Origin of the sequence: Povalibacter sp. (genome assembly GCF_036735925.1) — a bacterium.
GTDB lineage: Bacteria > Pseudomonadota > Gammaproteobacteria > Steroidobacterales > Steroidobacteraceae > Steroidobacter.
Map to the genome: position 1 here is coordinate 61,747 of NZ_DAINNK010000004.1, position 26,685 is coordinate 88,431.

Sequence of the window (26,685 nt, forward strand, 5' to 3'; positions counted from 1 at the left end):
GTCTATACTCCATCGAGATCAAAGATGGGGTGTCCGTGGCATCGAGACTGGCGCGTTATTCCTGGCTACCGGGCGGCATCGCAGCGTCTGCTGTGATCGCCATCGGAGCTTTGCTCGCGCCCTCGCCCTTCACGCCGCTCGAACTTGCGGCCTATGACCGCGCTCAGCGCGCGTCCGCGACGCCGGATGCGCAGGACATCGTGCTGATCGACATCGACGATCGCAGCATCGCCGAACTCGGCACCTGGCCATGGCCGCACAATGTCCATGCCGATCTGCTGCGGGAACTGCATGAAGCGCGTGCACGCATCGTGGCATTCACCATGCCGCTGTCGGCCGCGCCCACAGGCACTGAAACCGAACGCGTGCGCGCCGCGCTTGCGTTGCTGGAAGCATCGAATCTCGGCGATTCCGCACAGGCCATGCAATTGCGCGAACTGCTCAGGGCCGGCGGCAACTCGGTCGATCCCGAAGGTCAGCTCGCCGCCGCCATGAAGATGCACGGCAATGTGCTGCTGCCCATCGAGGTACGCATCGAAGATGGCGCGCCCGGCAATGCAACCTTGCCGACGCAGTTTCTCGTCGCGGGTTCGGCGGAGGCGTTGCAGGCGGCGCTGACTGCGAAGGTGTCGCAACCGCTGCCCGCTCAGCTCACCGGCAATGCATCGGCCATCGGCCATCTGCATCTCGATGTGGATGTCGATGGCGTAGTGCGTACCGATACGGCAGCGGTGCGGATCGGCAATGCCCTGCTGCCGTCGCTGGCGACGGTCATTGCGGCGAAGGCACTGTCCTCCGAAATCACGTTCGACGCGCGCGACGCCGCGCAGGTCGGCACCCGGTCGCTGCCGATCGAAGGTGCGCTGCTGACTCGTCCTCAATATTTTGCCGGCACGTCGCCGAAGCTCACGCACTACTCCTATGTCGAGGTGCTGAACGGGGAAGTACCGGCGGCCGCTCTGCGCGACAGGATCGTGCTGGTGGGCGTGAACGATGCCGACCGCACTTTCACGACAGCAGCCGGCCCTCAGGCTTCGATGAACGTGATCACGGCGAGCGCCGTGAACAGCATCCTGCGCGATGCGTCGTTCCGGCATCCGGGCTCATCGATTCTCGCCGAATGGCTGGTGGCGCTGGCCATCATCCTGTTCGCCGCACTCATCCTGCCTGCGGCCGGACCGGGACTCGGTGCCCTGGCGACCATCCTGGTCGTCGCCATTCTCGGCATCAGCGAAGCAGGCCTGCTCGCCTCCACGCATCTGTGGGTGCAGCTGGTCGTCCCCGCGGCGGCGGCCATCGCGGGCTATGCGCTGTATGCGCTCGGCGAAATCGTGCGTCGCGCCAACGTGAAGCCCGGCGCGGCACCGGACCCGAACAGCAACCTGCGAACGCTCGGACAGACGTTCCAGCGCCAGGGGCAACTCGACCTGGCATTCGAAACCTATCGTCGCTGCCCGCTGGACGCGCCGACCATGGAACTGCTGTATTTCCTGGGGATGGACTTCGAGCGACGACGCCAGAACCAGAAGGCCGCCGCGGTCTACAGCCACATCGCGACCCGCGATCCGAACTATCGCGACCTGCGCGCCCGACGCGCGCGCGTCACCGCAGAGGAACGGCCCGCCCGCGAACCCGCCGTGGAGAAGCCTAAAGCCTGGCCACCGACACCTGCACCGCGAGTCGAAGACTGGAGCGAGGATCCGTGGGGCGAGCAGAGCCCACCGTCGCTCGGCCGCAAACTGGGCCGCTACGAACTCGAACGCGAACTGGGCAAGGGCGCGATGGGCGTGGTCTACCTGGGTCGCGATCCGAACATCAATCGCGTCGTGGCGATCAAGGCCATTCCGCTGGCGGACGAGTTCGAAGAACAGGATCTGGAAGAAGCCCGGGCCCGCTTCTTCCGCGAAGCCGAGATGGCCGGGCGACTGAATCATCCGGCCATCGTCACCGTCTACGACGCGGGCGAAGATCAGGGCCTGGCCTACATCGCCATGGAATATCTGCGCGGCCAGCACCTGAGTTCGTATACCGACAGCGCAAAACTGCTGCCGCCGAAAACCGTGATGACCCTCGTGGCCAGAACCGCGGAGGCGCTGCACTATGCGCACCGCCAGAACGTGGTTCATCGCGATATCAAACCGGCTAATATAATGTTCAATGCCGAGACGGATGAGCTGAAGATCACGGACTTCGGCATCGCACGACTGACCGATACAAGCCGAACTAAAACCGGAATCGTCCTGGGCACACCCTCATTCATGTCGCCGGAACAGCTGGAAGGACGCAACCTCGACGGTCGCTCCGATCAGTTCGCTCTGGGCATCAGCCTGTATCAGCTGCTGACAGGTCAACTGCCGTTCCGCGCCGAATCGATGCCGCGACTGATGCAGAAAATTGCCACCGAGCCGCACACCCCGATCCGGCTGATCCGTCCGGAACTGCCCGACGGCATCGATGCCATCATCGACCGCGTGCTGGCCAAGTCGGCGGACGATCGCTATCCCACCTGCGCCGAATTCGCGGCCGACCTCAAGGCCTGCACCCGGGGCATGGAGCCCGAGAAAGCGCCGGCCGGCGAACATGAGTGGTTGATCCCGTGATGCGCGGCAAGATCCGTTCAGTCGGCCTGAGCGATGTGGGTCGCGTTCGCGAACACAACGAAGACACCATCGGCGTCGATGCCGACATCGGCCTGTTCGTGCTGGCCGACGGCATGGGCGGCTACAACGCCGGCGAAGTCGCGAGCGGCATCGCGGTCAAGACCATCGTGGGCCTGGTGAAGGAAGCGATCGAACACCAGGACATGAACACGGAAGATCCCGAGACCGGCATGCAGCGCCCCAGCATCGTGCTGCGCGACGCCATCGCCCGGGCCAACAAGATCATCTATCAGACGGCCAAGACCCAGCCGCAGTGCGAAGGCATGGGCACGACGGTGGTCGCCTGCCTGTTCTTCAACAACAAGGTGGCCATCGCCCACGTCGGCGATTCGCGCGCCTACCGCATGCGCGGCAACCGCTTCGAACAGATGACCATGGACCATTCCCTGCTGCAGGAACTGGTCGATCGGGGCTTCTATTCCCCGGCCGAGGCCGCGCGGGCCACGAACAAGAACTACGTCACGCGGGCGTTGGGGGTCGAACCCACCGTCGACGTCGAACTGCACGAACATCCCGCGGAAAAGGGCGATTTCTACGTCCTCTGCTCGGACGGCCTGTCCGACATGGTCGAGGACGACGACATCCACTTAACAATAAGCACCTTCAGTGCTAGTCTCGAAACGGTTGCCAAGCAATTGATTCAGTTGTCGAACGACAACGGCGGGCGCGACAACGTCTCGATTATTCTTGCTCAAGTTGTCGACTCGTTCGCAGCAAAGAACGGCGTGGTTGACAAAATCCTGCGCTGGTTCGGCTAGTTCGCTGCGCCGATCGGCAACACATTGGGGACGAGGCACAAGACATGGCACGGTTGATCCTTAGCCTGGATGGCCAGGTGATGGCCGAATACAACATGAACAAGGAACGTTACACGGTGGGTCGCCTGCCGGATAACGACATCCGCATCGACAACCCGGCTGTCAGCGGACATCACTCCCTGGTCATCAACATCCTCAACGACTCGTTCCTCGAGGACCTGAACAGCACCAATGGCACCTACGTCAACGGCAAGCTGATCAAGAAGCATGCGCTGCAGCACGGCGACGTCGTCACCGTCGGTCACCATCAGCTGCGCTTCGTGGACACCCAGAGCCTGGATTCCGAACAGGACGAGTTCGAGAAGACCATGATCATCACGCCGGGCTCGGCAGTCGCTGCGGCAGCAGCGAAGAAGGCCTCGGCAATCGCTCCTGCTCCGGAAGCGCCGGCACCGAAAGCTGCTCCGGCGTCATCTTCCTCCTCCACAGCGATCCGCCAGGCGCCGACGAGCGCCACCGGCGAACACCCGGTCGCGCTGCCGAAAGCCAAGCTGCAGGTGTTGAGCGGCGCGTTTGCCGGCCGCGAACTCGAATTGAACAAGGCTCTCACGACGCTGGGTCGTCCTGGCGTACAGGTCGCAGCCATCACGCGTCGCGCCGATGGTTTCTTCATCGTGCACGTCGACAGCGGCAAGCCCGGCGACTATCCGCTGGTCAACGGCCAGGGCACCGGCGAACAGGCACGCAAGCTCAAGGACAACGATGTGATCCTGCTGGCGGGCGTGAAGATGGGATTCTTCGAGAGCTGATCCCTTCCCGGATCCTTGTCCTGCTGTAGGTCAGGCTTCAGCCTGACTCTCCCGCAACGGCCGGCTGAAGCCGGCCCCACACCAAAATCTTCTGTGGGGCCGGCTTCAGCCGGCCTCCGCTTTCCACACCCGCGTCACCCGCTGCGCAATTCCGCAAACGAGTTCGTACGCAATCGTATCGGCGTACGGCGCCACCTTCTCCGCGGGCACACCGTCGCCCCACAGCACCACCGGGTCGCCGATCTTCGCGTTCGGCACGTCGCTGACATCGATGGCCGTCATGTCCATCGACACGCGCCCCGCGACCTGCGCCGGATGACCATTGACCAGCACCGGCGCACCGCTGCGTACGTTGCGCGCATAACCGTCGCCATAGCCGATGGCGGCAATACCAATGAGCGAATCGCGCGGCGCGCGCCACAGCGCGTTGTAGCCCACGCCTTCGCCCGTCAACACACGCTGCACGGCAATCAGCCGGGTGGTCAGCGTCATCGCCGGTCGCAGCCCGAGACTGCCCGCATCCCGGTGCGGCAGCGGCGAAATGCCATACAGCATGAGCCCCGGGCGAACCCATTCGGTCCGCGCTTCCGGCCAGACGAGGAGGCCCGCCGAGTTGGCGATGCTGCGCTCGAGATTCAGACCGGACACGAGCGACAGGAAATGACCGATCTGGCTGCGCGTGCCGGCGCCGCCCGCCTCTTCCGCACCGAACAGATGCGTCATCAGGCGAACACGTCCGACGGCGGCACAACGCTGCAGTCGTTGTCGGGCTGTATCGAACTGCTGCGGCGTGACGCCGAGCCGGTTCATGCCGGTGTTGAGCTTGAGCCAGACATCGAAGCGATGACCGCCCGACTGCTCCAGCTGCGCCACCTGCTCGAGCGAATGCACGACCAGTTCGAAATCGTTCGCCGCAGCCTGCTGCAGTTCATCGGCACTGAACACGCCTTCGAGCAGCACGATCGGCGCCGTGACGCCCTCCGCACGCAACGTGAGCCCCTCGACGATGCGCGCAACGCCGAAGGCATCGGCCGAGGCCAGCGCGCGAGCGGCCTCGACGATGCCGTGTCCGTAAGCATTGGCCTTGATGACCGCCATGACGCGCGAACTGGCGGCGAGGCGGCGAACCGCGGCGAGATTGTGTCGCAGCGCGTCGCCGTCCAGCGTCGCGGTGGGAAAGCTCACCGCTGCGGACCGTCGCCGTAGGAATACTCGGGCGCGAAGTTTTCGAACTTCGTGTACTTGCCGAGGAAGGTGAGCGGGAATTCGCCGATCTCGCCGTTACGCTGCTTGGCGATGATGATGTCGGCGATGCCCTTGCGCGTGGTGTTCTTGTCGTACACCTCTTCGCGATAAATCATCATGATCAGGTCGGCGTCCTGCTCGATGGCGCCCGACTCGCGCAGATCCGACATCACCGGCTTCTTGTCCGTGCGCTGTTCGACACTGCGATTCAGCTGCGACAGCGCGATGAGCGGCACGCCCAGCTCCTTCGCCAGCGCCTTGAGGGAGCGCGAAATCTCGGAAATCTCCGTGGCGCGATTCTCCGTGTTGCCGGACACCTGCATCAGCTGCAGGTAGTCGAGCACGATCAGGTCGAGTCCGTGCTCGCGCTTGAGGCGGCGGGCGCGGGCGCGCACATCGGTGGGCGTCAGCGCACCGGTGTCGTCGATGAAGATCGGCGCTTCCTTCATCATGCTGATCGCAGTGTTCACGCGCGACCATTCCTCGCCATCGATGTTGCCGACGCGCAGGTGACTCTGGTCGACGCGACCGAGCGAGGACACCATGCGGAAGGCCAGCGAGTCGCGCGACATTTCCATGCTGAAGATGCCGACCTTGCATTTCTTCGGGCCGAAGGCGGCGTTCTCGGCAATGTTCAGCGCGAAAGTGGTCTTGCCCATCGAAGGCCGGCCGGCGATCACGACGAGATCGCCCTTCTGCAGGCCTGCCGTCATTTCGTCGAGGCGGTTGAATCCCGTGCTGACGCCGGTGAGCTGACCCTTGTTCTGGGCCAGCATGTCGAGGCGATCGATGATGGTGCCCAGTTCGTTCCGGAGCGGTACGAAGCCCGAGCCGGCCTTGCCGCCGCTCTCGGCGATCTCGAATACCAGGCGTTCGGCTTCGTCGACGATCTCGCTGGCTTCGCGCCCTTCGGGATCGTAGGCACTGTTGGCGATGGCGCCGCCGACCGAAATGAGTTTGCGCAGGACCGAGCGATTGCGAACGATCTCGGCGTAGGCGCGGATGTTGGCGGCGCTGGGCGTGTCGCGGACGAGGCCGGCGAGATAGATCAGGCCGCCCGCCTCTTCGGACTGTCCCTTGCGCTCCAGCGCCTCGGACAGCGTGACCGCATCGAACGGCTCGCTGCGGGCCGCGAGATCGGCGATGCCGGCAAAGATGAGCTGGTGATCGCGACGATAGAAGTCGTCGGCGGTGACGCGGTCGGCGATGGCATCCCAGCCGCGGTTGTCGAGCATCAGGCCGCCGAGGACGGCCTGTTCGGCTTCCACCGAATGCGGCGGCACCCGGATGTCGTCGACGATCGCCTTCTCGCGCGCCCAGCGTGAACCGCCGAACGGGATCTTGGCGTCGCTCTCCGCCATCGCTGCGGCCGCCGCGCTGCGGCTCTTACTCTTCGCCGATGACGACGACCGGCAGGTCCAGCGTCAGGTCGGTGTGCAGATGGATCTGCACGACGTGCTCGCCGGCCTGACGGATCGGTCCGTGCGGCAGGCGCACTTCCGAACGCTCGACGTCGTGACCGGCCTTACGCAGACCGTCGGCGATGTCGGTGGTGCCGACCGAACCGAACAGCTTGCCCTCGCCGCCCGCCTTCGCGGTCAGCGTGAGCTTGAAGCCCTCGAACTTCGTGGCGCGCGCCTGCGCGGCATCGAGTTCCACCTTCGCGGCCTTTTCGATCTCGGCGCGACGCGATTCGAACTTCGCGACGTTATCGGCCGTGGCCAGCGTCGCCTTGCCCTTGGGCAGCAGGAAGTTGCGGCCGTAACCGGACTTCACCTTGACGCGATCGCCGATGTTGCCGAGGTTCGCAACCTTCTGCAGCAGAATGACTTCCATAGGACACCTACACCTTCAAGAACTTGAACAACCCTGGCCTTCTCAGACCGTCTGGGTCCGGGGACGCAGCCAGTTGTCGGCAAAGCCCCAGATCGCCAGCACCAGCACCGTGATCGACATCGACAACGGCACGATCAGCAATACGTAAATCGCCGCCAGCCAGCCGCGATTCAGGCGACCGCCGGCCTTGCTGCGATGAGCGGCGGCGAGTCCCTGGAACGACAGGGCCGTGAACGCCACCCACGCCAGCGACGCGATCAGCGCCGAGTCCGACAGAAACGCAGCGACGAACAGCGCCGTCACCGCGAGCCCGAGCACACGCCCGAGCCGCAGCTGCCGGTACTCTGCACCGAACCTGCCCGGCGAATCCAGCAACGTCTGCCACCAGCAGCCCAGGAACAGCGCCCCGAGCAGGGTGGCCAATGTCAGGGCCGCCAGGGCGCCCCACATCGTGCGTGACCAGATCGCGATCATCGCGTCGGTATCGCCAGCGAAATGCAGACCGGCGCTCTCCATCGACTCGATGACGCGCTTCAGCAGTTCCACCCACACCGAGGCCGGATCCGGCAGGCCCAGATGCACGCCGAGCACCGCAACCGCGACCGCTGCGACCGCCACCTGAAAACACAGATTCAGCGAACCGGTCTGTTTCAGCAGCAGCGCCAGCAGCACCGGCCCGAAGATCAGGATCAGAACGCCGGCAATCAACCAGGACGCATCCGGCGCCAGCGACACCACGATCCAGATGGCTGCAGCGGCAGCCGTCGCTGCCGCCACCAATGCCTGTTTCGACTCGACCTTCAGGGCGACCAGCACGGGAATCGCGCCGGCCAGCACCATGAAGGGCATCAGCATCTGCAGCGAAAACGTGCCGCAGATGGCCGCAGCGAGTGCCGCTCGCCAGGGGCGTTCGGTCAGCCAGGCTGCGATTGCTTGATGCATGGAATCAGCGCGCCGGCGTCAAGCGCGGCGCGCCTCTCGACGACGGTTCTTTAGTGCTGATCGGTGTACGGCAGCAGCGCCAGGTAGCGCGCGCGCTTCACGGCGACGGCGAGCTGACGCTGGTAGTGCGACTTCGTGCCCGTGATACGGCTCGGCACGATCTTGCCGGTTTCCGTGATGTAGGCCTTGAGAATGCCCAGATCCTTGTAGTCGATCTGTTCGATGCCTTCGGCCGTGAAACGGCAGAACTTGCGGCGGCGGAAAAAGCGGGACATGGCAGTAACCTCAGGTAAGCGGATCAGGCGGACGCGGACGGCGAATCGTCTTCGTCATCGGCAAAGCGCGAATCGCGCGATTCGTCAGCCGACTTCGCCATCGGCGAGGGTTCGGTGACGGCCTTGTCCATCTTGATCACGAGATGACGCAGGACGGCGTCGCTGAAGCGGAACGCGCCGGTCAGTTCGTTGAGGGTCTTGCCGTCGCACTCGATGTTCAGCAGAACGTAGTGCGCCTTGTGGATCTTGTTGATGGGAAACGCCAGCTGACGGCGGCCCCAGTCTTCCAGGCGGTGAATGACGCCGTTGCCGGCGCTGATCATGCCCTTGTAGCGTTCCAGCATAGCCGGAACCTGTTCGCTCTGGTCAGGGTGGACCAGAAACACAATCTCATAATGTCGCATTGCTGCTCCTCATGGGGATGCTTCCCGGGTGATTAATTCCGGTGAAGCAAGGAGTTACGGAACGATTGACCGCCTGTGCCCGGAACCCGGGCGCAAAACGGGCGCGAATGGTAGCGGAAGGCCCCTCCACGGCGCAACCAAGCCTTCTTGCTTCCTGTGGGGCCGGCTTCAGCCGGCTTTTCCAGAGTCAGGCTAAAGCCTGACCTACACGAAGAAGGCAGTCAGCTCCGCTGCCGCAATGCCTCGTACAGCACGACGCCCGTCGCCACCGACACATTCAGGCTTTCCACTACGCCCTTCATCGGGATGCCGACCAGCGCATCGCAATTCTCCTTGGTCAGCCGCCGCAGACCTGGACCTTCGGCGCCGAGCACGATGGCCAGCGGCCCCTTGAGGTCCGTCTGATAGATCGTCTTCGGCGCCTCATCGTCGGTGCCGACGATCCACACCTGCCGGTCCTTGAGCCAGCGCAGCGTGCGCGCGAGATTGACGACCTGAATCAGCGGCACGGTCTCCGCAGCGCCGGAAGCGACTTTACGCACGACCGGCGACAGGCCCGCCGCACGATCGCGCGGCACGATCACCGCCGTCACGCCGACGGCGTCCGCGGTACGCAGACAGGCACCGAGATTGTGAGGATCCTGCACGCCATCGAGGATCAGCAGCAGCGGTGTCGAGGTCTTGTCGAGCAGTTCATCGAGTGCGCCTTCGCCCAGTACACCTGCGGACTTGATCTGCACGCACACACCCTGATGACGATCGCCAGCGGCGAGACGGTCCAGTTCACCCGCATCGCGATGCGCGATACGGACGCCCGCGGCCTGCGCCAGCTTCGTCACTTCAGCGACGCGCGCGTCTTCCCGGCCTTTCTGCAGGATCAGCAGCGAAGCCTTCTGCGGATGCTGCTGCAGCAGGGTCCGCACCGCGTGCAGCCCGAATACGATTGCCTCGTCGCTCATCGCCTGCCCCGTCGTCGCGCCCACGGCCCGCGCACCATCGGCGGCGCGGAACGGGCTTCTGCCAGTTCGAAATCGATCTTGCGTTCGTCGATGATCACATTGATCAGGCGCACGCGCAGATGATCGCCGAGCCGGAAAACCCGGCCGCTGCGCGCACCGACCAGCCGATAGCCGGACTTGTCGCGCGAGAAGTAATCGGCCCCCAGCGAGCTGACGTGCACGAGTCCGTCGATCTGCAGCCCTTTCGCCTGCACGAACAGACCGAAGTCGACCACACCGGTGACCAGTGCATCGAATTCCTCGCCGATCTTGTCCTGCATGTACTCGCACTTCAGCCACGACATGGCATCGCGGGTGGCTTCGTCGGCGCGCCGTTCGGTGAACGAGGTCTGCTGACCGAGTTCGACCATGCGTGCCGGACCGTATTCGAACGTACTGGCATTGCCGCCGCGCAGCACATGGCGAATGCCACGATGCACCAGCAGGTCCGGATAGCGCCGGATCGGCGACGTGAAGTGCGCGTACTCCGCCAGTGCCAGACCGAAATGGCCGATGTTTTCCGGCTGGTAGCTGGCCTGCGGCATCGAGCGGATGACCACGGTCTGGATCAGATGCGCCTCTTCGTTGCCGACGATCCGCTGCAGCACCGCGTTCAGGTCCTGCGGCTCCAGATCGCGATCACGCGGCAGCTCGATGGCGAATCCGCGCAGGAATTCGCGCAGCTTCTCGAGACGATCTTCTTCCGGCTGGCCGTGCACGCGATACAGCGTCGGGATGCGGTGCTTGCGCAGGAACTTCGCCGCTTCGACGTTCGCGGAAATCATGCATTCCTCGATCAGCCGGTGCGCATCGTTGCGCGGCTGTTCGACGAAGGCGGCGATGCGACCTTCGGCATCGAAGCGGACCTTCAATTCCGGCGCGTCGAACTCCAGCGCACCGCGCCGCAGGCGCGCGGCATGGAGCGCACGAAACAGATCGTGCAGATTGCGCAGCGTCGCGCCGTTGGCGATCACGTCCGCATCGTGCGCGGCGTTCGGATTCGCGAGCCACGCGGCCACCTTGGTGTACGTGAGGCGCGCCTTCGAGTTCATCAATCCCTCGAAGAATCGCGAGCGCGTGATCTTGCCCTGTGCATTGACCCGCATCTCGCAGCACAGGCACAGCCGGTCCACTTTCGGATTGAGCGAACACAGGCCGTTCGACAGGGCCTCGGGCAGCATCGGCAGCACGCGGTTCGGGAAATACACCGAAGTACCTCGATGCTGCGCTTCCTGGTCGAGCGGCGAATGCGGCGATACATAGCTTGCGACATCGGCAATCGCCACGATCAGGCGCCAGCCGCCGCGCACCGGCTCGCACCACACGGCGTCGTCGAAATCGCGCGCGTCTTCGCCATCGATCGTCACCAGACCGACATCGCGCAAATCTTCCCGGCCGCGTTTCGCCGCAACACTGACGGCGCTGCCATACGCCTCCGCCTGCGCCACTGCTTCTGCGGGAAACTCGAACGGCAGTCCGTGCGAATGGATGGCGATGTCGGTTTCCATGCCCGGCGCCGTGTGCTCGCCCAGCACGCGGACCACGTGGCCCAGCGGCTGCGCGGTCTTCGAGGGCTGTTCGTCGATCGTGACCAGCACGACCTGGCCCGGCCTGGCGTCGCCGATGCGTCCGCGCGGCACCAGCACGCGGTGACCGATGCGCGGGTTGTCGGGAATCACGAAACTGATTCCGGACTCTTCGTACAGGCGACCGACGATTTCGGTCGTCCCGCGTTCGAGCACTTTGACGATGCTGCCTTCCGGACGACCGCGATGATCGGTGCCGCTCAGGCGCACGGCGACCCGGTCGCCATGCATGACTTCGCGCATCTGTCGATACGACAGGATGATGGGCGGCGAGCGATCGTCCGGATGCACGAAGCCGTGTCCGTCGCGATGGCCACTGACCGTGCCGACCGTCAACGTCAGGAACTCACGCAGGCAGTATTCGTCGCGACGATTGCGGACGATCTCGCCGGCATGCAACGACGCATCGAGCTGCGCCTGCAGGCGCTTGCGTTTCGGCGCCGTCGTGGCACCTACGCGAACGGCAAGCTCGTCGAACAACAGCGGCCGACCGGCCTGCGTCAGCGCGGGCTCGACGGCGAATTTCGCGTCTGCCGCTGGGGGACGCGCAGTCGGACGCGACCGCGCAGGATTCCGGCTCTTGGCCGGGGATGCTTTCTTTGTCTTGGTTTTACGTTTCATAACAACTGGTTGGGATCCCTGCGACGCACAGTGCGCGCGTCTTGCGGGATCGATGAATGCGCAAGGATGCGCGGTTCGCTTAAGGACTTCACCTAAGCGCGTGTTCGCGACGTCGGCTCTCTGGACTAACTTCGCCGGCGTCGATGGTGTTCATTGACACTCCGGGGTGTCATCGGTAGATTTGCGCGCCTTGCGGGGCCCGGCCCCTTCCCTCCCTTGCCCAGGTGGCGGAATTGGTAGACGCGCTGGTTTCAGGTACCAGTGGAGCGATCCTTGGAGGTTCGAGTCCTCTCCTGGGCACCATTCGATTCCAGCAGATCACGTTCCGCCGATCACGGCGGCCACCAGATCCATGACGTTCGTACCGGTCGGACCCGACCGGTACAGATCTCCCATGGTTTCGAGCAGCGGGTAGACGTCGTTGTCGTCGAGGCTCGCCTGCGGGTCGCGACCGATCGCGGCGGCACGTTGTGATGTCGCTCCATCGGCGAACGCTCCGGCCGCATCGGTCGGGCCATCCGTGCCGTCACTGCCGGCGGCGAGCAGGGTGATGTCGTGCGTGCCCTGCAGATGCAGACCTGCGACGAGTGCGAACTCCTGATTGCGACCGCCCGTGCCACGACCGGTGACCAGCAGCGTGGTCTCCCCGCCCGCCAGCACGATCAGCGGCGGATCGCCTGCCGTTCGCTTTGCCGTCAGTTCTCGCAGCGTCTTCGCGAACTCGCGTGCTGCGTCGTGGGTATGTCCCTGCATCGCGGCGGTGAGAATCCTGACATCGCAGCCCTGACCACGGGCAAACGCGGCCGCTGCATCGAGCGCGCTGGCATTGCCGGCGATCACGCGATAGTGACGCGCATCCACATCGCCAGAATTCGGCGTTTTTCCGCCGCCTCGGCGCAGATGCGCCATGACTGCAGCCGGCATGATGCGATTAAGACCGTACTTGTCGAGAACCGCCAGAGCATCGTCGAACGTCGTCGCATCGGCAACGCTCGGCCCGGAACCGATGGTCGACGGATCGTCGCCGATGACATCCGAGATGGCGAGCGTGCAGAACGTCGTCGCGCGGCATCGCAGCCGCAATCGACCGCCCTTCACCGCGGACAGATGCTTGCGCACGGCGTTGATCTCCGCGATCGAAGCGCCGCTGTTCACCAGCAGGCGATGCGCCGTCGCTTTCTCGACCAACGTGATGCCATCGACCGGCAGACACAGCAACGATGAGGCGCCGCCGCTCAGCAGCAGGAATACCGTGTCTTCCGGCTGCGCATCGTCGACAAGATGGAGCAGTTCGCGGGTTGCACGAATGCTTGCCTCATCCGGCACCGGGTGCCCGCCTTCACGACACTCGATGCGTCGCAACGGCAACGCACCGCCGGCCTTGACGATGACGAGGCCGCTGTCGAGATGCTCGCCGAGCACTCTTTCCATCGCCGCGGCCATGCTGGCCGCTGCCTTGCCCGCGCCGATCACGATGACGCGTCCCGTTCGGGTCGGCAGCGCCAGTTCGAAGGATTCACCTGGTCCGCTATAAATCCAGCGATTGGCGTCTACGCACGACGCAGCCGAAATCACGCGATCGCCGCGTGCGGCATCGACGGCTGCAGCAAACAGACCTTTGAGGAGTTCGCGCCGTGTATCCGGGGAATGAATCACGGCAGATTCAAGGCAACCGCGGACCGGGGAATTCCTGTCCGCGATGAGGCGTCATGGCGCGCGGGATCAGTCGAGCGGATTACGGACAATGATGGTCTCGGCCCGATCCGGGCCCGTGGAAATGATGGCAATGGGTGCACCGACGAGTTGCTCGAGCCGGCGCAGGTACGCCTGTGCATTGGCCGGCAATGCATCGAACGACTTCACGCCGTACGTGCTTTCCTTCCAGCCGGCGTGCTCTTCATAGATCGGTTCGCAGATGGCCAGCGCCTCCGCACCGACCGGCAGCATGTCGCGCCGCTCGCCGCGCACCTTGTAGCCCACCGCGACGCGCACGGTATCGAGGCCATCGAGCACGTCGAGCTTGGTGATGCAGAGCCCCGAAACGCCGTTGAGTTCGACGACGCGACGCAGACCGGCCGCATCGAACCAGCCGCAACGCCGCGGGCGCCCCGTCACCGATCCATATTCATTGCCCTTGACGCGCAGGTGTTCGCCGACTTCGTCGTCGAGTTCGGTGGGAAACGGTCCGCTGCCGACGCGGGTTGCGTATGCCTTGGCCACACCTAGCACGTAGTCGAGATGCTGCGGACCGACGCCGGCACCCGCCGATGCCTGCCCCGCCACACAGTTGCTCGACGTCACGAAGGGATACGTGCCGTGGTCGACGTCCAGCAACGCGGCCTGCGCACCTTCGAACAGCAGGCGTTTGCCCGCACGGATCAATGCGTTCACCTCGGCGGATACGTCTGCAACCATCGGCCGGAGCTGATCGGCGAACTGCAGCGCTTCGTCCAGGGTCTTCTGGAAATCGATCGTCTCGACCTTGAAGTAATTGCGCAGCACGAAGTTGTGGTAATCGAGCACTTCGCCGAGCTTGGCGGCGAAACGTTCGCGGGCGAACAGGTCCTGCACGCGGATGGCGCGGCGTGCGACCTTGTCTTCGTAGGCCGGACCGACGCCGCGTCCCGTCGTGCCGATCTTGGCGGCGCCCATCGCCGTTTCACGCGCCTGATCGAGGGCCACGTGATACGGCAGGATCAGCGGACACGCCTCCGAAATGCGCAAGCGTTTCGGCGCGTCGATGCCTGCGCGCTGCAATTCGCCGATTTCCTCGAACAGCGCCTTCGGCGACACCACCACGCCGTTGCCGATGAAGCAGGTCACGCCATCGTGCAGGATGCCGGACGGGATCAGTCGCAGGATGGTCTTGCGTCCGTTGAGGACGAGCGTGTGACCTGCGTTGTGTCCGCCCTGGAAACGCACGACGGCCGACACGCGATCGGTGAGCAGATCGACGATCTTGCCCTTGCCTTCGTCGCCCCACTGGGCGCCGATCACGACAACGTTCTTGTTCATAGGAGCACGCAGAAAATGATGATTCAGGAACGCACGACGTACAGGAGCACCAGCCCCGCCGCCATGCTGATGAAACCCCAGAGACGCAGGTGCTGATCGGCGAACTGCGCCATGGTCAGCATGAAGCGCTTCATTCCCTGGGGATTGACGAACGGCATGATGCCTTCGAGCACGAGATAGAGCGCAAACGCTGCCAGCAGGTCAGACCAGTTCATGCACGCCTCGGAACACGCCGTAAATCGCGCCGAGGCGCCGTCGACAACTCAACGCCTGGTGGAACGATTGAGGTACTTGAAGAACTCGCTGTCCGGCGAAATGACCAGCACGTCGCTGTCCGTTCCGATCGCTTCGCGATAAGCCTCCATGCTGCGATAGAACGAATAGAAATCGGCGTTGCGGGAATACGTGCGGGCGTAAATCTCCGTCGATTTCGCATCGCCTTCGCCGCGGATGCCCTCAGCTTCCCGATAGGCCTCGGCGAGAATTTCGGTGCGTTGACGGTCCGCCTCGGCGCGCAGCTTTTCGGCGTTTTCATCGCCTTCCGCGCGCAGGCGCTTCGCCTGACGATCGAAGTCCTGACGCATGCGGTTGAACACCGACTCGCTGACCTCTTCCGGCAGATCGATCTTCTTCACCCGCACGTCGACGAGCTGCAGACCGAGGCCGCGAGCATTGGCTTCCGCCAGCTTCAGGATTTCGCCCGTGAACTCGGCACGCTCGGCCGCCACGACCTGCTGGATCGTGCGGCGGGCAATCACGCCCTTGATGCCGTCCTTCACGATGGCGCCGAGACGCGCTTCAGCGATCTTGGAATCGCCGCCGGAGGTCGACGTATAGAACGTCGCCACGTCCTGGATGCGCCACTTGATGTAGAAATCGATGCGCAGGATCTTGCCTTCGCTGGTCAGGAACTGCTCCGGCGGCACATTGCCGGTGCGCACGCGCTTGTCGAACTTCTGCACCTCATTGACCATCGGGATCATGAAATGCAGGCCGGGCTGATAGTCGGCCTCGACGATTTCGCGGAAACGGAACTTGATGGCCATCTCCGTTTCGCGCACGGTGAAAGCCGACATGGCCATCAGCAAGGCCACCGCAGCAACGGCGATCAAGCCAAGAAATGCACGATTCGCCATCAGCGTGTTCCTCGCGTGCGGCGCTCGACAGCCTGATTGCCGGTTCCCGTCGCACCAGACTCGAATGTCCCAGCCGCTTCCGTCGTCTCGACGCGCGGGCGCTTGCCCTGCTGCTCGAGCAGTTTGTCGATGGGCAGATAAATGAGATTGCCGCTGCCCCCCGACGTATCGAGCACCACCTTCTTGCTCGACTTCAGCACCTGCTCCAGCGTCTCGAGGTAGAGGCGTTCGCGGGTGACGGCAGGCGCACGCTCGTATTCGGCCAGCAGCTTGCCGAAGCGCTGCGTTTCGCCTTCGGCATCGGCGATCTTGCGGGCCTGATAGGCATGCGCGTCCTGGATTTCGCGGACCGCGGCGCCGCGCGCACGCGGGATGATGTCGTTCGCATACGCCTGCGCAGCGAGTGAGAAGCGATCGCGGTCTTCGCGGGCCTTGATGGCGTCCTGCTGGGCCGGCGATACCTCGTTCGGCACCCGGACGTCCTGCAGGTTGACCGAGGTCACCTCGATACCGGTCTTGTAGGCATCGATCGTGCGCTGGATCAGCTCCTTGGTTCGCACGACGATGTCGAGACGGCCGGATTCCAGAACGTAGTCCAGCTTGCTGCGGCCGATGATTTCGCGGATCGCGCTTTCGCTGACTTCGCGCAGCGTCGTGTCCGGCGATTCGACGTTGAACACGTAGTCGAGCGGCTCGGCGCGGCGATACTGGACTTCGAGATTGATGTCGACGAGGTTTTCGTCGGCCGTCAGCATGCGTGTGGTTTCGCTGAAGCTCTCGATGGTCTGGGTGTTGACGAGCTGTCGCGTTTCGATGGGCCACGGCAGGTGCCAGCGCAGGCCCGGCTGGGTGGTCGCGACGTGCTTGCCGAAGCGCAGGACGACGCCGCGTTCCGCCGCATCGACCTGGTACAGGCCGGTAAATGCCCAGATGAGTACCAGGACAACCGCAATGGTGCCGATGCCGAATCCCCGGGCAGCGGGTGACGCACCCGTGCCACGCGGTCCGCCGCCACCACCGAAGATCCCCGATAAGCGCCGCTGCAGATTGCGCACGACTTCATCGAGATCGGGAGGACCCTGGTCCGGCTTGTTGCCGCCACCGCCCCAGGGGTTATTGCGCTTGCCGCCGGAATTTCCGCCGGATTCATTCCAGGCCATAAGAACTCGGTCACTCTCCGGGGGAAAAAAATCAGCTGAGCCAGCGGGTCGGAACGCGCGATTGTAGGAATGGCTCGCCGGGGGCACAAGTTTGTGATGGATCGAGGCCCGTATCGGGCAATCCCTCAGTCCGACACAGGTCTTCAAATGCCCGGCGGGGCATGGAAATTTCCAGATCCGTCTCGCCACCCGGCAACGTCTGCTCGGAGACTACTGCACCGGCGGCGAAGAATCGCGCCCGCGCACGGCCGTATCGCGGTGCCAGCACCACATGGCCATGGACGATCTCGGGCCCGAGGAAGTCGCCGATGGCATTGACCAGCAGGTCGGTTCCTGCACCGGTCTGGGCCGACAGCCAGATGCGTCGGGCATGTCCTTCGGCCGCCTGTTCGACACGCGGCAGCTCTCCGACCAGGTCGGCCTTGTTGTAGATCTCGATCTGCGGCAGCGAACCTGCGCCGACTTCCTCGAGCACGCGATTGACCTGTTCGATGCGTTCGCTGCGCTCGGGATCGGCCGCATCGACCACGTGCAACAGTAACGTCGCCTCGCGCGCTTCCTGCAACGTCGAGCGGAACGCCGCCACCAGTTCGTGCGGCAGGTCGCGCACGAAGCCGACGGTATCGGCCAGCAGCGCGTAGCGGGCGTCGGGAAGTTCGAGACGACGTACCGTTGGATCGAGCGTGGCGAACAGCTGATCCGCCGCGAAGGCATCCGCACCGGTGAGCCGGTTGAACAAGGTCGACTTGCCGGCGTTCGTGTAACCCACCAGCGCCACGGTCGGTATCGCGGCGCGCTTGCGTTCGCGACGCGTGGTTTCGCGCTGCGTGAGAACCTTGTCGAGCCGCGCGTTCAGCGTCTTGATGCGATTGCCCAGCAGCCGACGATCGGTTTCGAGCTGGGTTTCGCCCGGGCCGCGCAGACCGATACCGCCCTTCTGACGTTCCAGGTGGGTCCAGCCGCGGACCAGCCGCGTCGACAGATGCTTGAGCTGCGCCAGCTCGACCTGCAGCTGGCCTTCGAAGGTGCGGGCGCGCTGCGCGAAGATGTCGAGGATCAGACCAGTCCGGTCGATGACCCGACACTGCAGGAGCGCTTCGAGATTGCGCTCCTGGCTCGGCGATAAAGGATGATCGAAGACAACGAGATCGGCGGCCAGCGTCTTCACCGCGGTGTGGATTTCTTCCGCCTTGCCGCTGCCAATGAAAAGTCGTGGATCGGGGGAGCGTCGCGTACCGGTAATGACGCCCAGCACTTCGGCACCTGCCGAAGTGGCGAGAGACTCGAGTTCCGTCAGTTCATCCTGCGACGGAGGCTGGCCGAATCCGATACGAACCAGCAGTGCGCGTTCGCCGCTGCGTGGACGCTCAAACAACCGGCTTCTCCGTTCGCCAGGTCATTCGTCCAGCACTCTTCGCAACCACACCAGCGCACCGCGAGTCACTCGCCTTCGACATCATTCGTCCGGTTTCACTCGCTCGGCGCAGAAGTTTCCGCACCGTCCTCATCGCTCGTCGGGACGCGAATGCTGCGCGCCGGGACGACCGTCGAGATCGCGTGCTTGTAAACCATCTGGCTGACGCTGTTCTTCAACAGAACGACGAACTGATCGAACGAATCGATCTGACCTTGCAGCTTGATGCCGTTCACCAGGTAAATGGAGACCGGAACGCGCTCCTTGCGCAAAGTGTTCAGGAACGGATCCTGTAATGATTGCCCTCTGGCCATCATTTATCTCCTTGTTATTGCTCCGAAATTATTGTGTACGAACGTTTCCGGCAGAACCACTTCCATGCAGCCGGAGGACAGCTCACGAACCCGATCCTCGCGTTCGTTGCAGTGCCGCAGTCTAGCATAGAGGCCTTCGTTTCCAGATCGGGTCTTCGTTTAATACTGAGTTCCCGACACGTTCTTAACGACGTCGCACAGCGACGCCATCGCGTGCTGCATGGTGTCGGTCGCGCGCCGATCAAGGGCATCGATCCATTCAATTTCATTCTCCGCCCGCAGCCACACCAACTGGCGTCGGGCGAGATGCCGCGTCGCAATGATTGCGTCGTGCCGCGCCTGTTCCAGCGACACGGCGCCTTCCAGATGCTCCCAGAGCTGTCGATAGCCCACCGAACGGATCGAAGGCAGCCGCGCATGCAGATCGTGCCGGCGATGCAGTGCTTCGACCTCCGTCAAAAATCCGGCGCTCATCATGGCGTCGAATCGGGCGGCAATGGCGGCATAAAGCTTTTCACGATCGCCTGGCACCCAAGCGTAAGCAGCAAATGCCAATGCGGGATCCGGCACCACCGTCGCCGCATGCAACTCCGTCAGGGTACGACCGCTCAGTCGGTAGACCTCGATTGCCCGCTGAATACGTTGCCCGTCGCCGGGCTGGATGCGCGCCGCCGCTGCCGGATCGATCCGCGCCAGCTCCGCATGCATTGCCGGCCAGCCCCGGCGCGCCGCTTCCCGGTCGATGTCGGCCCGGACTTCCGCGTTCGCCGTCGGCAACTCGGCCAACCCCCGCCGCAACGCACGGAAGTAAAGCATCGTTCCGCCGACCAGCAATGGCAGACGACCTTTCGCGTGACTTTCCTCGATTGCTGCACGAGCGTCGCGCACGAACTGACCGGCGGAATACGGTTCGGCGGGATCGAGGATATCGACCAGACGATGCGGAAATCGCTGCAGAACCTCCGGCGCGGGCTTGCCCGTGCCGATATCCATACCGCGATACACCATCGCCGAGTCGACGCTCACGATATCGACCGGCAGGCGTTCGGCCAGGCCCAACGCCAGGTCGGTTTTGCCCGCACCCGTCGGCCCCATGATCAGCGCGACCGGCCTGGGACGCGGTGGCGTCATTGGTTCACCTGCCGCGCAGGAACATGCGATCGAGATCGCCCATGCTCACGTACGTCCAGGTCGGACGGCCGTGATTGCACTGATCGCTGCGCACGGTGCGCTCCATCTCGCGCAGCAAGGCATTCATTTCCGGGATCGTGAGATTGCGATGGGCTCGCACGGCGCCGTGACAGGCGATGGTGCCCAGCACTTCGTTCAGCGCTTCTTCGATACCGCGCGTCGCGCCATTGGCGACGAGATCTGCGCCGACACGCTGTACGAGCTCATCGACATGCGACGCCTTGAGGAACGCGGGAATGGCGCGCACCTGCACACCGCTTGGACCGGTCCGTTCGATCTCCAGACCGGCCGTCGACAGCATCGCCGCATGTTCTTCCAGAACGTCGGCTTCCGCCTGCGACACACTGATTGCGAGCGGCGTCAGCAGCGGCTGACTCGCCAATGCGCCGTCGCCCAGCGCGGCCTTCATGCGCTCATACGTCGTACGTTCGTGCGCCGCATGCATGTCGACGAGGATGAGCCCATCGGGCGCCTGCGAAAGAATATAGACGCCGTGCAATTGGGCCAGTGCGAATCCGAGCGGCGGCGTCTCGGTCGATATGGCTGCCTGGGGCAACGGATCGACAGCTGGCGCGAAAGCCGCAACTGGCGGTTCAGCAACACGCAGACCCAGTGAAGACTGACTACCGAACGAACGGTTCGATACGGCGTACTGCGGTCCTCGCGAGGGCCACGTACCGGCCGGAGTCGTCGTAGGCATGAAGGTATCGATGCTGGCTGGCGCCGGCGCAGGAGTCGAAGCACCCGCGTAGGTATCGCGCAGCACACGCTCGACCGTCCGGAACAGGAAATCGTGCACATGACGGCCGTCGCGGAAACGGACTTCGAGCTTGGCCGGATGCGCGTTCACATCGACCTGCGTCGGATCGATTTCGATGAACAGAACGTACGCGGGATGACGCCCGCCGAAAATGACGTCGCGATAGCCGAGACGGATCGCGCTGGCGATCACCCGATCGCGCAGCGTGCGTCCATTGAGATAGAAGTGCTGCAGGTCCGGCTGCGCACGCGCATACGTGGGCTGACAGAGCCAGCCAGTGAGCCTGCATCCGGCGGAGTCATGCTCGACGAACAGCGCATTCGCCATGAATTCATCGCCGACGATCTGTGCAACGCGACGCTCGCGTTCGATCTGCGAGTGAGCGGCCGGATATTCGGCCACCAGTTTCTTGCCGACCGTCAGCGAAAACGCCGTCTTGAAGCTCGACAGCGCCAGCCGTTCGATCGCCCGTGCAATGTGCTGTGCCTCTGTGCGTTCCGCGCGCAGAAACTTGCGGCGCGCCGGCACATTGAAGAACAGATCGCGCACTTCGACGGTGGTGCCTGGCGGATGCGGCGCGGGCTCGACAGGACTCAGCACGCCATTGTCGGCAGAGACCGCATACGCCGTGTCGCTGCCGGCCGCGCGCGACGTCAGGCGCATGCGCGAGACAGACGCAATGCTCGGCAACGCTTCGCCGCGAAAACCGAGCGTCGCCACGCGCTCCAGGTCGTCGATGGTCGTGATCTTGCTCGTCGCATGCCGCGACAGCGCCAGCGCCAGTTCCTCGCGTTCGATGCCGCCGCCGTTGTCGCGGACGCGGATCAGGCGCACGCCGCCCTCTTCGATGTCGACATCGACCCGCGTCGCGCCGGCATCGATGCTGTTTTCGATCAGCTCCTTGATCACGGACGCCGGTCGTTCGACGACCTCGCCCGCGGCGATCTGATGGATGAGCTGCTCTGGAAGAATGCGAATCGGCATGAACGCGACCGGAATGAACGAGGTCGCGAGGATATCAGGCGGGCACGGTCGGCCGGAGCGGCAATTCCCCGGGATCAGCGGGCGCGGCCAACGCCTGCGGCACCGCCGCCTTCATCGACGGCGGCAATGCGATTGCCGTCGCGCTGCTCGCGCTGTTGCGCGAAATGAGTGCCCGGCGGCGGATTGTCATAAAAGTAAGCGCGAACGCCGGCGTGGATCGCTTCGGCCAGCCGCTGCTGATGCCGCGCATCCTTCAGGCGCGATTCCTCGCGCGGATTGGAGATGAACGCCGTCTCGACGAGCATCGAGGGAATGTCCGGCGACTTCAGCACCAGAAAACCCGCCTGTTTCACGCCGCGCCGGGTCACGTTGCCCATGCGGTCGAGTTCGTTCATGACATTGTCGGCCGCCACCAGGCTGGCACTCATGCTGGCGCCCTGCGACAGATCCAGCAGCACCGAAGCCAGCACGTCGCTCTTGTCTTCGAGCGTCACGCCGCCGATCAGATCCGACGCGTTCTCGCGTTCGGCCAGCCAGCGCGCCGCCTCGTCCGACGCACCGCGCGCCGACAGCGTGTACACGGACGAACCGACGACGGAGCGGTCGGTGTACGAGTCCGCGTGAATCGACACGAACATGTCCGCCTGCTGATCGCGTGCGCGCTTGATGCGCAACCGATGTGCCAGGTAGTAGTCGCCATCGCGCGTCAGGATGGCGCGCATGCCGGGCTCGCGATCGATCCGTTCCTTGAGCCGGCGCGCAATGGCCAGGGTGATGTCTTTCTCGCGGGTACCCGAACCGCCGAGCGAACCGGGATCCTTGCCGCCGTGACCGGCGTCGATTGCGACCACGATGTCGCGTCCCGAGGTCGATGCCGACTTGATGACGGTCGGCGTCGTGACGACGGGCGCCAGCGGAGCCGACTTCGCTACGACCGGTACGGCCGCATTCGCTGCGGCGCCGCTTCCCGGCATCAGGTCGAGCACGAGCCGGTGGCCGAGGCCTCCCTGCGGATCGACGGTGAACACCTTGGGCGCCGCCGGTCCGGTGAGGTCGACGACGAGGCGCAGATCGGCGCCCTGCACGCCCGCACGCAACTGTTTGGCGAAGCCCATCCCCTCGGGCATGGCGAGATTCGCGTTCTCGAGCCGCGCCGATTGAATGTCGACGACGACGCGCTCCGGGTTCTGCAGCGTCAGGAACGAATAGCGCGCCGGACCCGAGAGATCGAACACGACGCGAGTGCTATCGGGCCCGGCCCACAGGCGGATGTCCTTGACCGTGACATCCGACGCAGCGACGGCAAATGAAGCAAAGAACAGCGCGCACAACACACCGCACGCGGTTCGAAAAACCGCCCGGAGTGTCATTTCACACGGCGCCATCCTCATGGTGGCCGTAATGTACTCCCGGCCGCCAAATTAATTCAATATAAATTATGGGGATAGCTCGTAATGCTGGAGCTTCGTCACATCTGAACCAGCCGCTGCAGCAATTCCCTGCCCGCCTGTCCGTGCGCCGCCGCATCGAGGACACGCCCCTCGGCCGCGTAGTCGATGGTCAACGCCAGATCCGCCGGTGGAATCAGACCCGCACCGCGTTCGGGCCATTCGATGAGCAGCACGGCATCGTCGTTCAGCAGATCGCGCAGTCCGAGCGCTTCCACTTCGCCGGGATCGGCGAGTCGATACAGATCGAGGTGAAAAACCTGTCGGCCGGCGAATTCATAGGGCTCGATCAGTGTATAGGTCGGACTGCGCGCGAAACCCTGGAATCCCAGCGCATTGAGAACACCGCCGACGAATGTGGTCTTGCCCGCGCCCAGTTCGCCGCGGATCGTGACGACGAGCGCGCGCGCGCGTTGCGTCGACAGGGCATTGCCGAGCGCACGACCGAAGGCGCGCATCGCGTCGGCGTCAGCGACTTTCAAATGCGCTGAGTCGGATTGACGCATGTCGGCAGGTACGTGAAGAGATCGCTGGCGAGCAGGCCGCGTTCGCCGCGCCGCGCGGCCATGTCGCCGGCCATCGCATGCACCAGCACGCCCGCTCGCGCCGCCTCGGCGAGCTCGGCAGTCTGCGCGGCGATGCCGGCAATGACTCCTGTGAGCACATCCCCCATGCCGGGCGATGCCATGCCGGGATTGCCCTGATCGCAGATCGACGGCAGCGCATCGCGTTCGACGACCAGCGTGCCCGCCCCTTTCAGGACGACCGTGCCGCCGTAGCGCTCGACGATGGCGCGCGCTGCGGCGATGCGATCCGCCTGAACGTCGGCGTTGGAAATGCCAAGCAGGCGCCCGGCTTCCCCGGGATGCGGCGTGAGGATGCGTCGATCGCTCTTGCAGGGCGACTGCGCCAGCAGATTCAGCGCATCGGCATCGATCACGGTGGGCAGGTCGCTGTGAAAGGCGCAGTTCGCAACGGAATGAGCCCAGGCGTCCAGCCCCAGTCCCGGACCCACGGCGATCACATCGGCGCGCTCGATCAACGCGGCGAGATCCGCTGCGTTCTCCACCCCTCGACAGATGAGTTCGGGACGCTGCGTGACGATCGCCGCGACGTTCTCGGGACGAGTGGCCACCGTCACGAGACCCGCGCCCACGCGCAGCGCAGCCTCGCCGGAAAGACGCGCCGCACCTGCCATGCCGGCTCCGCCGCCGATGACCAGCACGTGGCCCTGCTGTCCCTTGTGCGTCGTGCGCCGACGTCGCGGCAGCAGGCGCGCCAGCGCGTCTTCGCTGATTCGCAGCGCCGCAGGTTGCGCGTGCGCCAGTGCGGCTTCCGGCACTTCCAGCCCGTCGAACATGACGGTGCCGGTGCAGTTCGGACCGTCACCGAGATAGAAGCCCTGCTTCAGACCGAGGAACGTCAGCGTCCGCTCCGCGTGAATCGCCGCGCCGAGAATGCGGCCGGTATCCGCGTCGAGTCCGCTGGGAATGTCGATCGCCAGGATCGGCGCGGCCGCCTCGTTCACGCGCGCGATGCATTGCGCCATCGCACCGTCGATATTGCGCGACAGGCCGATGCCGAAAATCGCATCGACGATGACTTCCGCGTTCTCGAGACAATCGTCCGACCAGTCGCGCGTGCTGCCGCCTTCGGCGATGAAATCCTGCCACGCACGCCGCGCATCGCCGCGCAGCGACGCCGGATCCGACAGTGCAATGACGACGACATCGAGCCGCCGCGCGCGCGCCAGTCGCGCCAGCACATAACCGTCCCCCGCGTTGTTGCCCGGCCCGCACAGAACGACGATCCGCTGCGCCGCGGGCCAGTAGCTGCGCAGCGTCGTGAGCGCGGCATCGCCGGCCGCTGTCATCAATGTGTAACCGGCAATCCCCAGGTCGTCGATCGCATGACGATCGAGTTCGCGAACCTGGGCGGCGGTATGGATGGCGAGCGGCAGAGTGGCCATGATCGTCAGTATACTTTGACGCTACTTTCGCGCGCCTGCGCTGTCTGCCCCATGTCCGAAGAATTCCCCACTTTCACCACCGATTCGCTCGCCGACGACATCCGGCAGTGGGGGCGCGAACTCGGGTTTCAGCAGATCGGCATCGCCGCAATCGGCGTGGAAAACGACGAAGCGTATCTGATGCGCTGGCTCGAACTGCGGCGCCACGGCGAGATGGAGTACATGTCCCGCCACGGCCGCAAGCGCGCGCGACCCGACGAACTCGTGCCGGGCACGATTCGCGTCATCTCGGCTCGGATGGATTACCTGCCGCCGGATGCCGCACCGGCCGACGACGTACTCGCCGATCCGCAGCTCGGCTACATCTCGCGCTACGCACTGGGGCGCGACTATCACAAGGTATTGCGCAGCCGTCTCGCACGCCTCGCCGACCGGATCTCCGGGCGCTGCGCCGGAACGCAGTACCGCGCCTTCGTCGACAGCGCGCCGATCCTGGAAAAAGCCTTCGCACGCGACGCCGGTCTCGGCTGGATCGGCAAGCACACCAATCTGATCAACCGCAGCGCCGGTTCCTGGTTTTTTCTCGGTGAGATTCTTACGGACCTGCCGCTCGCCATCGACGAACCGGCGAGCGGGCATTGCGGCACCTGCCGCGCCTGCATCGATGTCTGCCCGACCCAGGCCATCGTCGCGCCCTACGAACTCGACGCGCGCCGCTGCATTTCGTATCTCACGATCGAGTTGCGCGAATCGATACCCGTCGAGTTCCGCAAGGCCATGGGCAATCGCATCTACGGCTGCGACGACTGCCAGCTCGTGTGTCCCTGGAACAAGTTCGCACGCATCGCGGTGGAGAAGGACTTCGCGATCCGGCACGGGCTCGATGCACCACAACTCGTGGAGCTGTTCGCGTGGTCGGAAGAAGAGTTTCTCTCGCGTACGGAAGGCAGCGCGATCCGGCGGATCGGCTACGAATGCTGGCTCAGGAACATTGCGGTGGCACTCGGCAATGCGCGGTCAACCGCACAAGTGGTGCATGCATTGCGCGCACGCGCCGATCACGATTCGGCCTTGGTTCGCGAACATGTCGCGTGGGCGCTCGACCAGCATCGGGCCATTCTTCCTGACTTCTTTGAGGCCGGCTGAAGCCGGCCCCACAG

24 protein-coding genes and 1 tRNA gene are annotated in these 26,685 nt (G+C 64.3%); 5 read left to right on the plus strand and 20 right to left on the minus strand.

Annotated features, from left to right (window positions below):
* Nucleotides 1-35: 35 nt before the first annotated feature.
* Genes V7D81_RS02485 through V7D81_RS02495 form a run of 3 tightly spaced genes read left to right on the plus strand, consistent with a single transcriptional unit; the run spans nucleotide 36 to nucleotide 4,227 of the window.
* Nucleotides 36-2,600 carry a CHASE2 domain-containing serine/threonine-protein kinase gene (locus V7D81_RS02485; protein WP_324314243.1) on the plus strand — a complete coding sequence of 855 codons (2,565 nt, stop codon included), beginning with the start codon at nucleotides 36-38 and terminating at the stop codon, nucleotides 2,598-2,600.
* Nucleotides 2,600-3,418, plus strand: a complete 819-nt coding sequence (locus V7D81_RS02490; protein WP_324314244.1) for a Stp1/IreP family PP2C-type Ser/Thr phosphatase — start codon at nucleotides 2,600-2,602, stop codon at nucleotides 3,416-3,418. The genes V7D81_RS02485 and V7D81_RS02490 overlap by 1 nt, the downstream gene beginning before the upstream one ends.
* A 44-nt stretch (nucleotides 3,419-3,462) precedes the next feature.
* Nucleotides 3,463-4,227 carry an FHA domain-containing protein gene (locus V7D81_RS02495; RefSeq protein ID WP_324314245.1) on the plus strand — a complete coding sequence of 255 codons (765 nt, stop codon included), beginning with the start codon at nucleotides 3,463-3,465 and terminating at the stop codon, nucleotides 4,225-4,227.
* A 105-nt stretch (nucleotides 4,228-4,332) separates the two neighbouring features.
* On the opposite strand, the gene alr is transcribed toward V7D81_RS02495, so the two are convergent.
* The 8 genes from alr to rnr form a co-directional block, all read right to left on the minus strand.
* Nucleotides 4,333-5,412 (minus strand): alanine racemase, encoded by a 1,080-nt coding sequence (gene alr, locus V7D81_RS02500; RefSeq protein ID WP_324314246.1) that lies wholly within the window; start codon nucleotides 5,410-5,412, stop codon nucleotides 4,333-4,335.
* Nucleotides 5,409-6,833 carry a replicative DNA helicase gene (gene dnaB / locus V7D81_RS02505; protein WP_324314247.1) on the minus strand — a complete coding sequence of 475 codons (1,425 nt, stop codon included), beginning with the start codon at nucleotides 6,831-6,833 and terminating at the stop codon, nucleotides 5,409-5,411. Before dnaB ends, alr begins: the two co-directional genes overlap by 4 nt.
* Before the next feature lie 25 nt (nucleotides 6,834-6,858).
* Entirely contained in the window at nucleotides 6,859-7,308 is a 450-nt protein-coding gene (gene rplI, locus V7D81_RS02510) for a 50S ribosomal protein L9 (protein WP_324314248.1), read from the minus strand.
* A gap of 42 nt (nucleotides 7,309-7,350) precedes the next feature.
* Complete coding sequence (locus V7D81_RS02515) at nucleotides 7,351-8,250, minus strand: hypothetical protein (RefSeq protein WP_324314249.1); 900 nt, start codon at nucleotides 8,248-8,250, stop codon at nucleotides 7,351-7,353.
* 50 nt (nucleotides 8,251-8,300) lie between these two features.
* Nucleotides 8,301-8,525, minus strand: a complete 225-nt coding sequence (rpsR, locus tag V7D81_RS02520; RefSeq protein ID WP_184329267.1) for a 30S ribosomal protein S18 — start codon at nucleotides 8,523-8,525, stop codon at nucleotides 8,301-8,303.
* A gap of 23 nt (nucleotides 8,526-8,548) precedes the next feature.
* Entirely contained in the window at nucleotides 8,549-8,929 is a 381-nt protein-coding gene (gene rpsF, locus V7D81_RS02525; protein WP_324314252.1) for a 30S ribosomal protein S6, read from the minus strand.
* A gap of 221 nt (nucleotides 8,930-9,150) precedes the next feature.
* A complete protein-coding gene (rlmB, locus tag V7D81_RS02530) occupies nucleotides 9,151-9,888 on the minus strand; it encodes a 23S rRNA (guanosine(2251)-2'-O)-methyltransferase RlmB (RefSeq protein ID WP_324314253.1) in 738 nt (245 codons plus the stop codon).
* Complete coding sequence (rnr, locus tag V7D81_RS02535; RefSeq protein ID WP_324314254.1) at nucleotides 9,885-12,134, minus strand: ribonuclease R; 2,250 nt, start codon at nucleotides 12,132-12,134, stop codon at nucleotides 9,885-9,887. The genes rlmB and rnr overlap by 4 nt, the downstream gene beginning before the upstream one ends.
* 218 nt (nucleotides 12,135-12,352) lie before the next feature.
* On the opposite strand from rnr, the gene V7D81_RS02540 reads away from it, so the two are divergent.
* Nucleotides 12,353-12,437: transfer RNA gene (locus tag V7D81_RS02540), tRNA-Leu, on the plus strand.
* A 15-nt stretch (nucleotides 12,438-12,452) separates the two neighbouring features.
* Here the strand turns inward: V7D81_RS02540 and V7D81_RS02545 are convergent.
* From V7D81_RS02545 to V7D81_RS02600, 12 genes are all read right to left on the minus strand, one after another.
* Nucleotides 12,453-13,790 (minus strand): glycerate kinase type-2 family protein, encoded by a 1,338-nt coding sequence (locus tag V7D81_RS02545; RefSeq protein WP_324314255.1) that lies wholly within the window; start codon nucleotides 13,788-13,790, stop codon nucleotides 12,453-12,455.
* A gap of 66 nt (nucleotides 13,791-13,856) precedes the next feature.
* Nucleotides 13,857-15,149 carry an adenylosuccinate synthase gene (locus V7D81_RS02550; protein ID WP_324314256.1) on the minus strand — a complete coding sequence of 431 codons (1,293 nt, stop codon included), beginning with the start codon at nucleotides 15,147-15,149 and terminating at the stop codon, nucleotides 13,857-13,859.
* A gap of 23 nt (nucleotides 15,150-15,172) precedes the next feature.
* The gene (locus V7D81_RS02555; RefSeq protein ID WP_324314258.1) at nucleotides 15,173-15,364 is read right to left on the minus strand and encodes a DUF2065 domain-containing protein; all 192 of its coding nucleotides are present in this window, start codon (nucleotides 15,362-15,364) and stop codon (nucleotides 15,173-15,175) included.
* 48 nt (nucleotides 15,365-15,412) lie between these two features.
* Nucleotides 15,413-16,285 carry a protease modulator HflC gene (gene hflC, locus V7D81_RS02560; protein WP_324314260.1) on the minus strand — a complete coding sequence of 291 codons (873 nt, stop codon included), beginning with the start codon at nucleotides 16,283-16,285 and terminating at the stop codon, nucleotides 15,413-15,415.
* Nucleotides 16,285-17,445, minus strand: a complete 1,161-nt coding sequence (gene hflK / locus V7D81_RS02565) for an FtsH protease activity modulator HflK (RefSeq protein ID WP_324314262.1) — start codon at nucleotides 17,443-17,445, stop codon at nucleotides 16,285-16,287. Before hflK ends, hflC begins: the two co-directional genes overlap by 1 nt.
* 31 nt (nucleotides 17,446-17,476) lie before the next feature.
* The gene (gene hflX / locus V7D81_RS02570) at nucleotides 17,477-18,820 is read right to left on the minus strand and encodes a ribosome rescue GTPase HflX (RefSeq protein WP_324314264.1); all 1,344 of its coding nucleotides are present in this window, start codon (nucleotides 18,818-18,820) and stop codon (nucleotides 17,477-17,479) included.
* 95 nt (nucleotides 18,821-18,915) lie between these two features.
* Complete coding sequence (gene hfq / locus V7D81_RS02575; RefSeq protein ID WP_324314266.1) at nucleotides 18,916-19,173, minus strand: RNA chaperone Hfq; 258 nt, start codon at nucleotides 19,171-19,173, stop codon at nucleotides 18,916-18,918.
* Nucleotides 19,174-19,332: 159 nt separating this feature from the next.
* Entirely contained in the window at nucleotides 19,333-20,304 is a 972-nt protein-coding gene (gene miaA / locus V7D81_RS02580) for a tRNA (adenosine(37)-N6)-dimethylallyltransferase MiaA (RefSeq protein WP_324314268.1), read from the minus strand.
* A 4-nt stretch (nucleotides 20,305-20,308) separates the two neighbouring features.
* A complete protein-coding gene (gene mutL, locus V7D81_RS02585) occupies nucleotides 20,309-22,108 on the minus strand; it encodes a DNA mismatch repair endonuclease MutL (protein ID WP_324314270.1) in 1,800 nt (599 codons plus the stop codon).
* Between the two features lie 74 nt (nucleotides 22,109-22,182).
* A complete protein-coding gene (locus V7D81_RS02590) occupies nucleotides 22,183-23,499 on the minus strand; it encodes an N-acetylmuramoyl-L-alanine amidase (RefSeq protein ID WP_324314272.1) in 1,317 nt (438 codons plus the stop codon).
* Between the two features lie 77 nt (nucleotides 23,500-23,576).
* Nucleotides 23,577-24,038: a tRNA (adenosine(37)-N6)-threonylcarbamoyltransferase complex ATPase subunit type 1 TsaE gene (tsaE, locus tag V7D81_RS02595; RefSeq protein ID WP_324314274.1), complete on the minus strand. Its 462-nt coding sequence runs from the start codon at nucleotides 24,036-24,038 to the stop codon at nucleotides 23,577-23,579.
* Entirely contained in the window at nucleotides 24,035-25,525 is a 1,491-nt protein-coding gene (locus V7D81_RS02600; protein ID WP_324314276.1) for an NAD(P)H-hydrate dehydratase, read from the minus strand. The genes tsaE and V7D81_RS02600 overlap by 4 nt, the downstream gene beginning before the upstream one ends.
* 51 nt (nucleotides 25,526-25,576) lie before the next feature.
* On the opposite strand from V7D81_RS02600, the gene queG reads away from it, so the two are divergent.
* Nucleotides 25,577-26,671: a tRNA epoxyqueuosine(34) reductase QueG gene (gene queG, locus V7D81_RS02605; RefSeq protein ID WP_324314278.1), complete on the plus strand. Its 1,095-nt coding sequence runs from the start codon at nucleotides 25,577-25,579 to the stop codon at nucleotides 26,669-26,671.
* Nucleotides 26,672-26,685 lie beyond the last annotated feature (14 nt).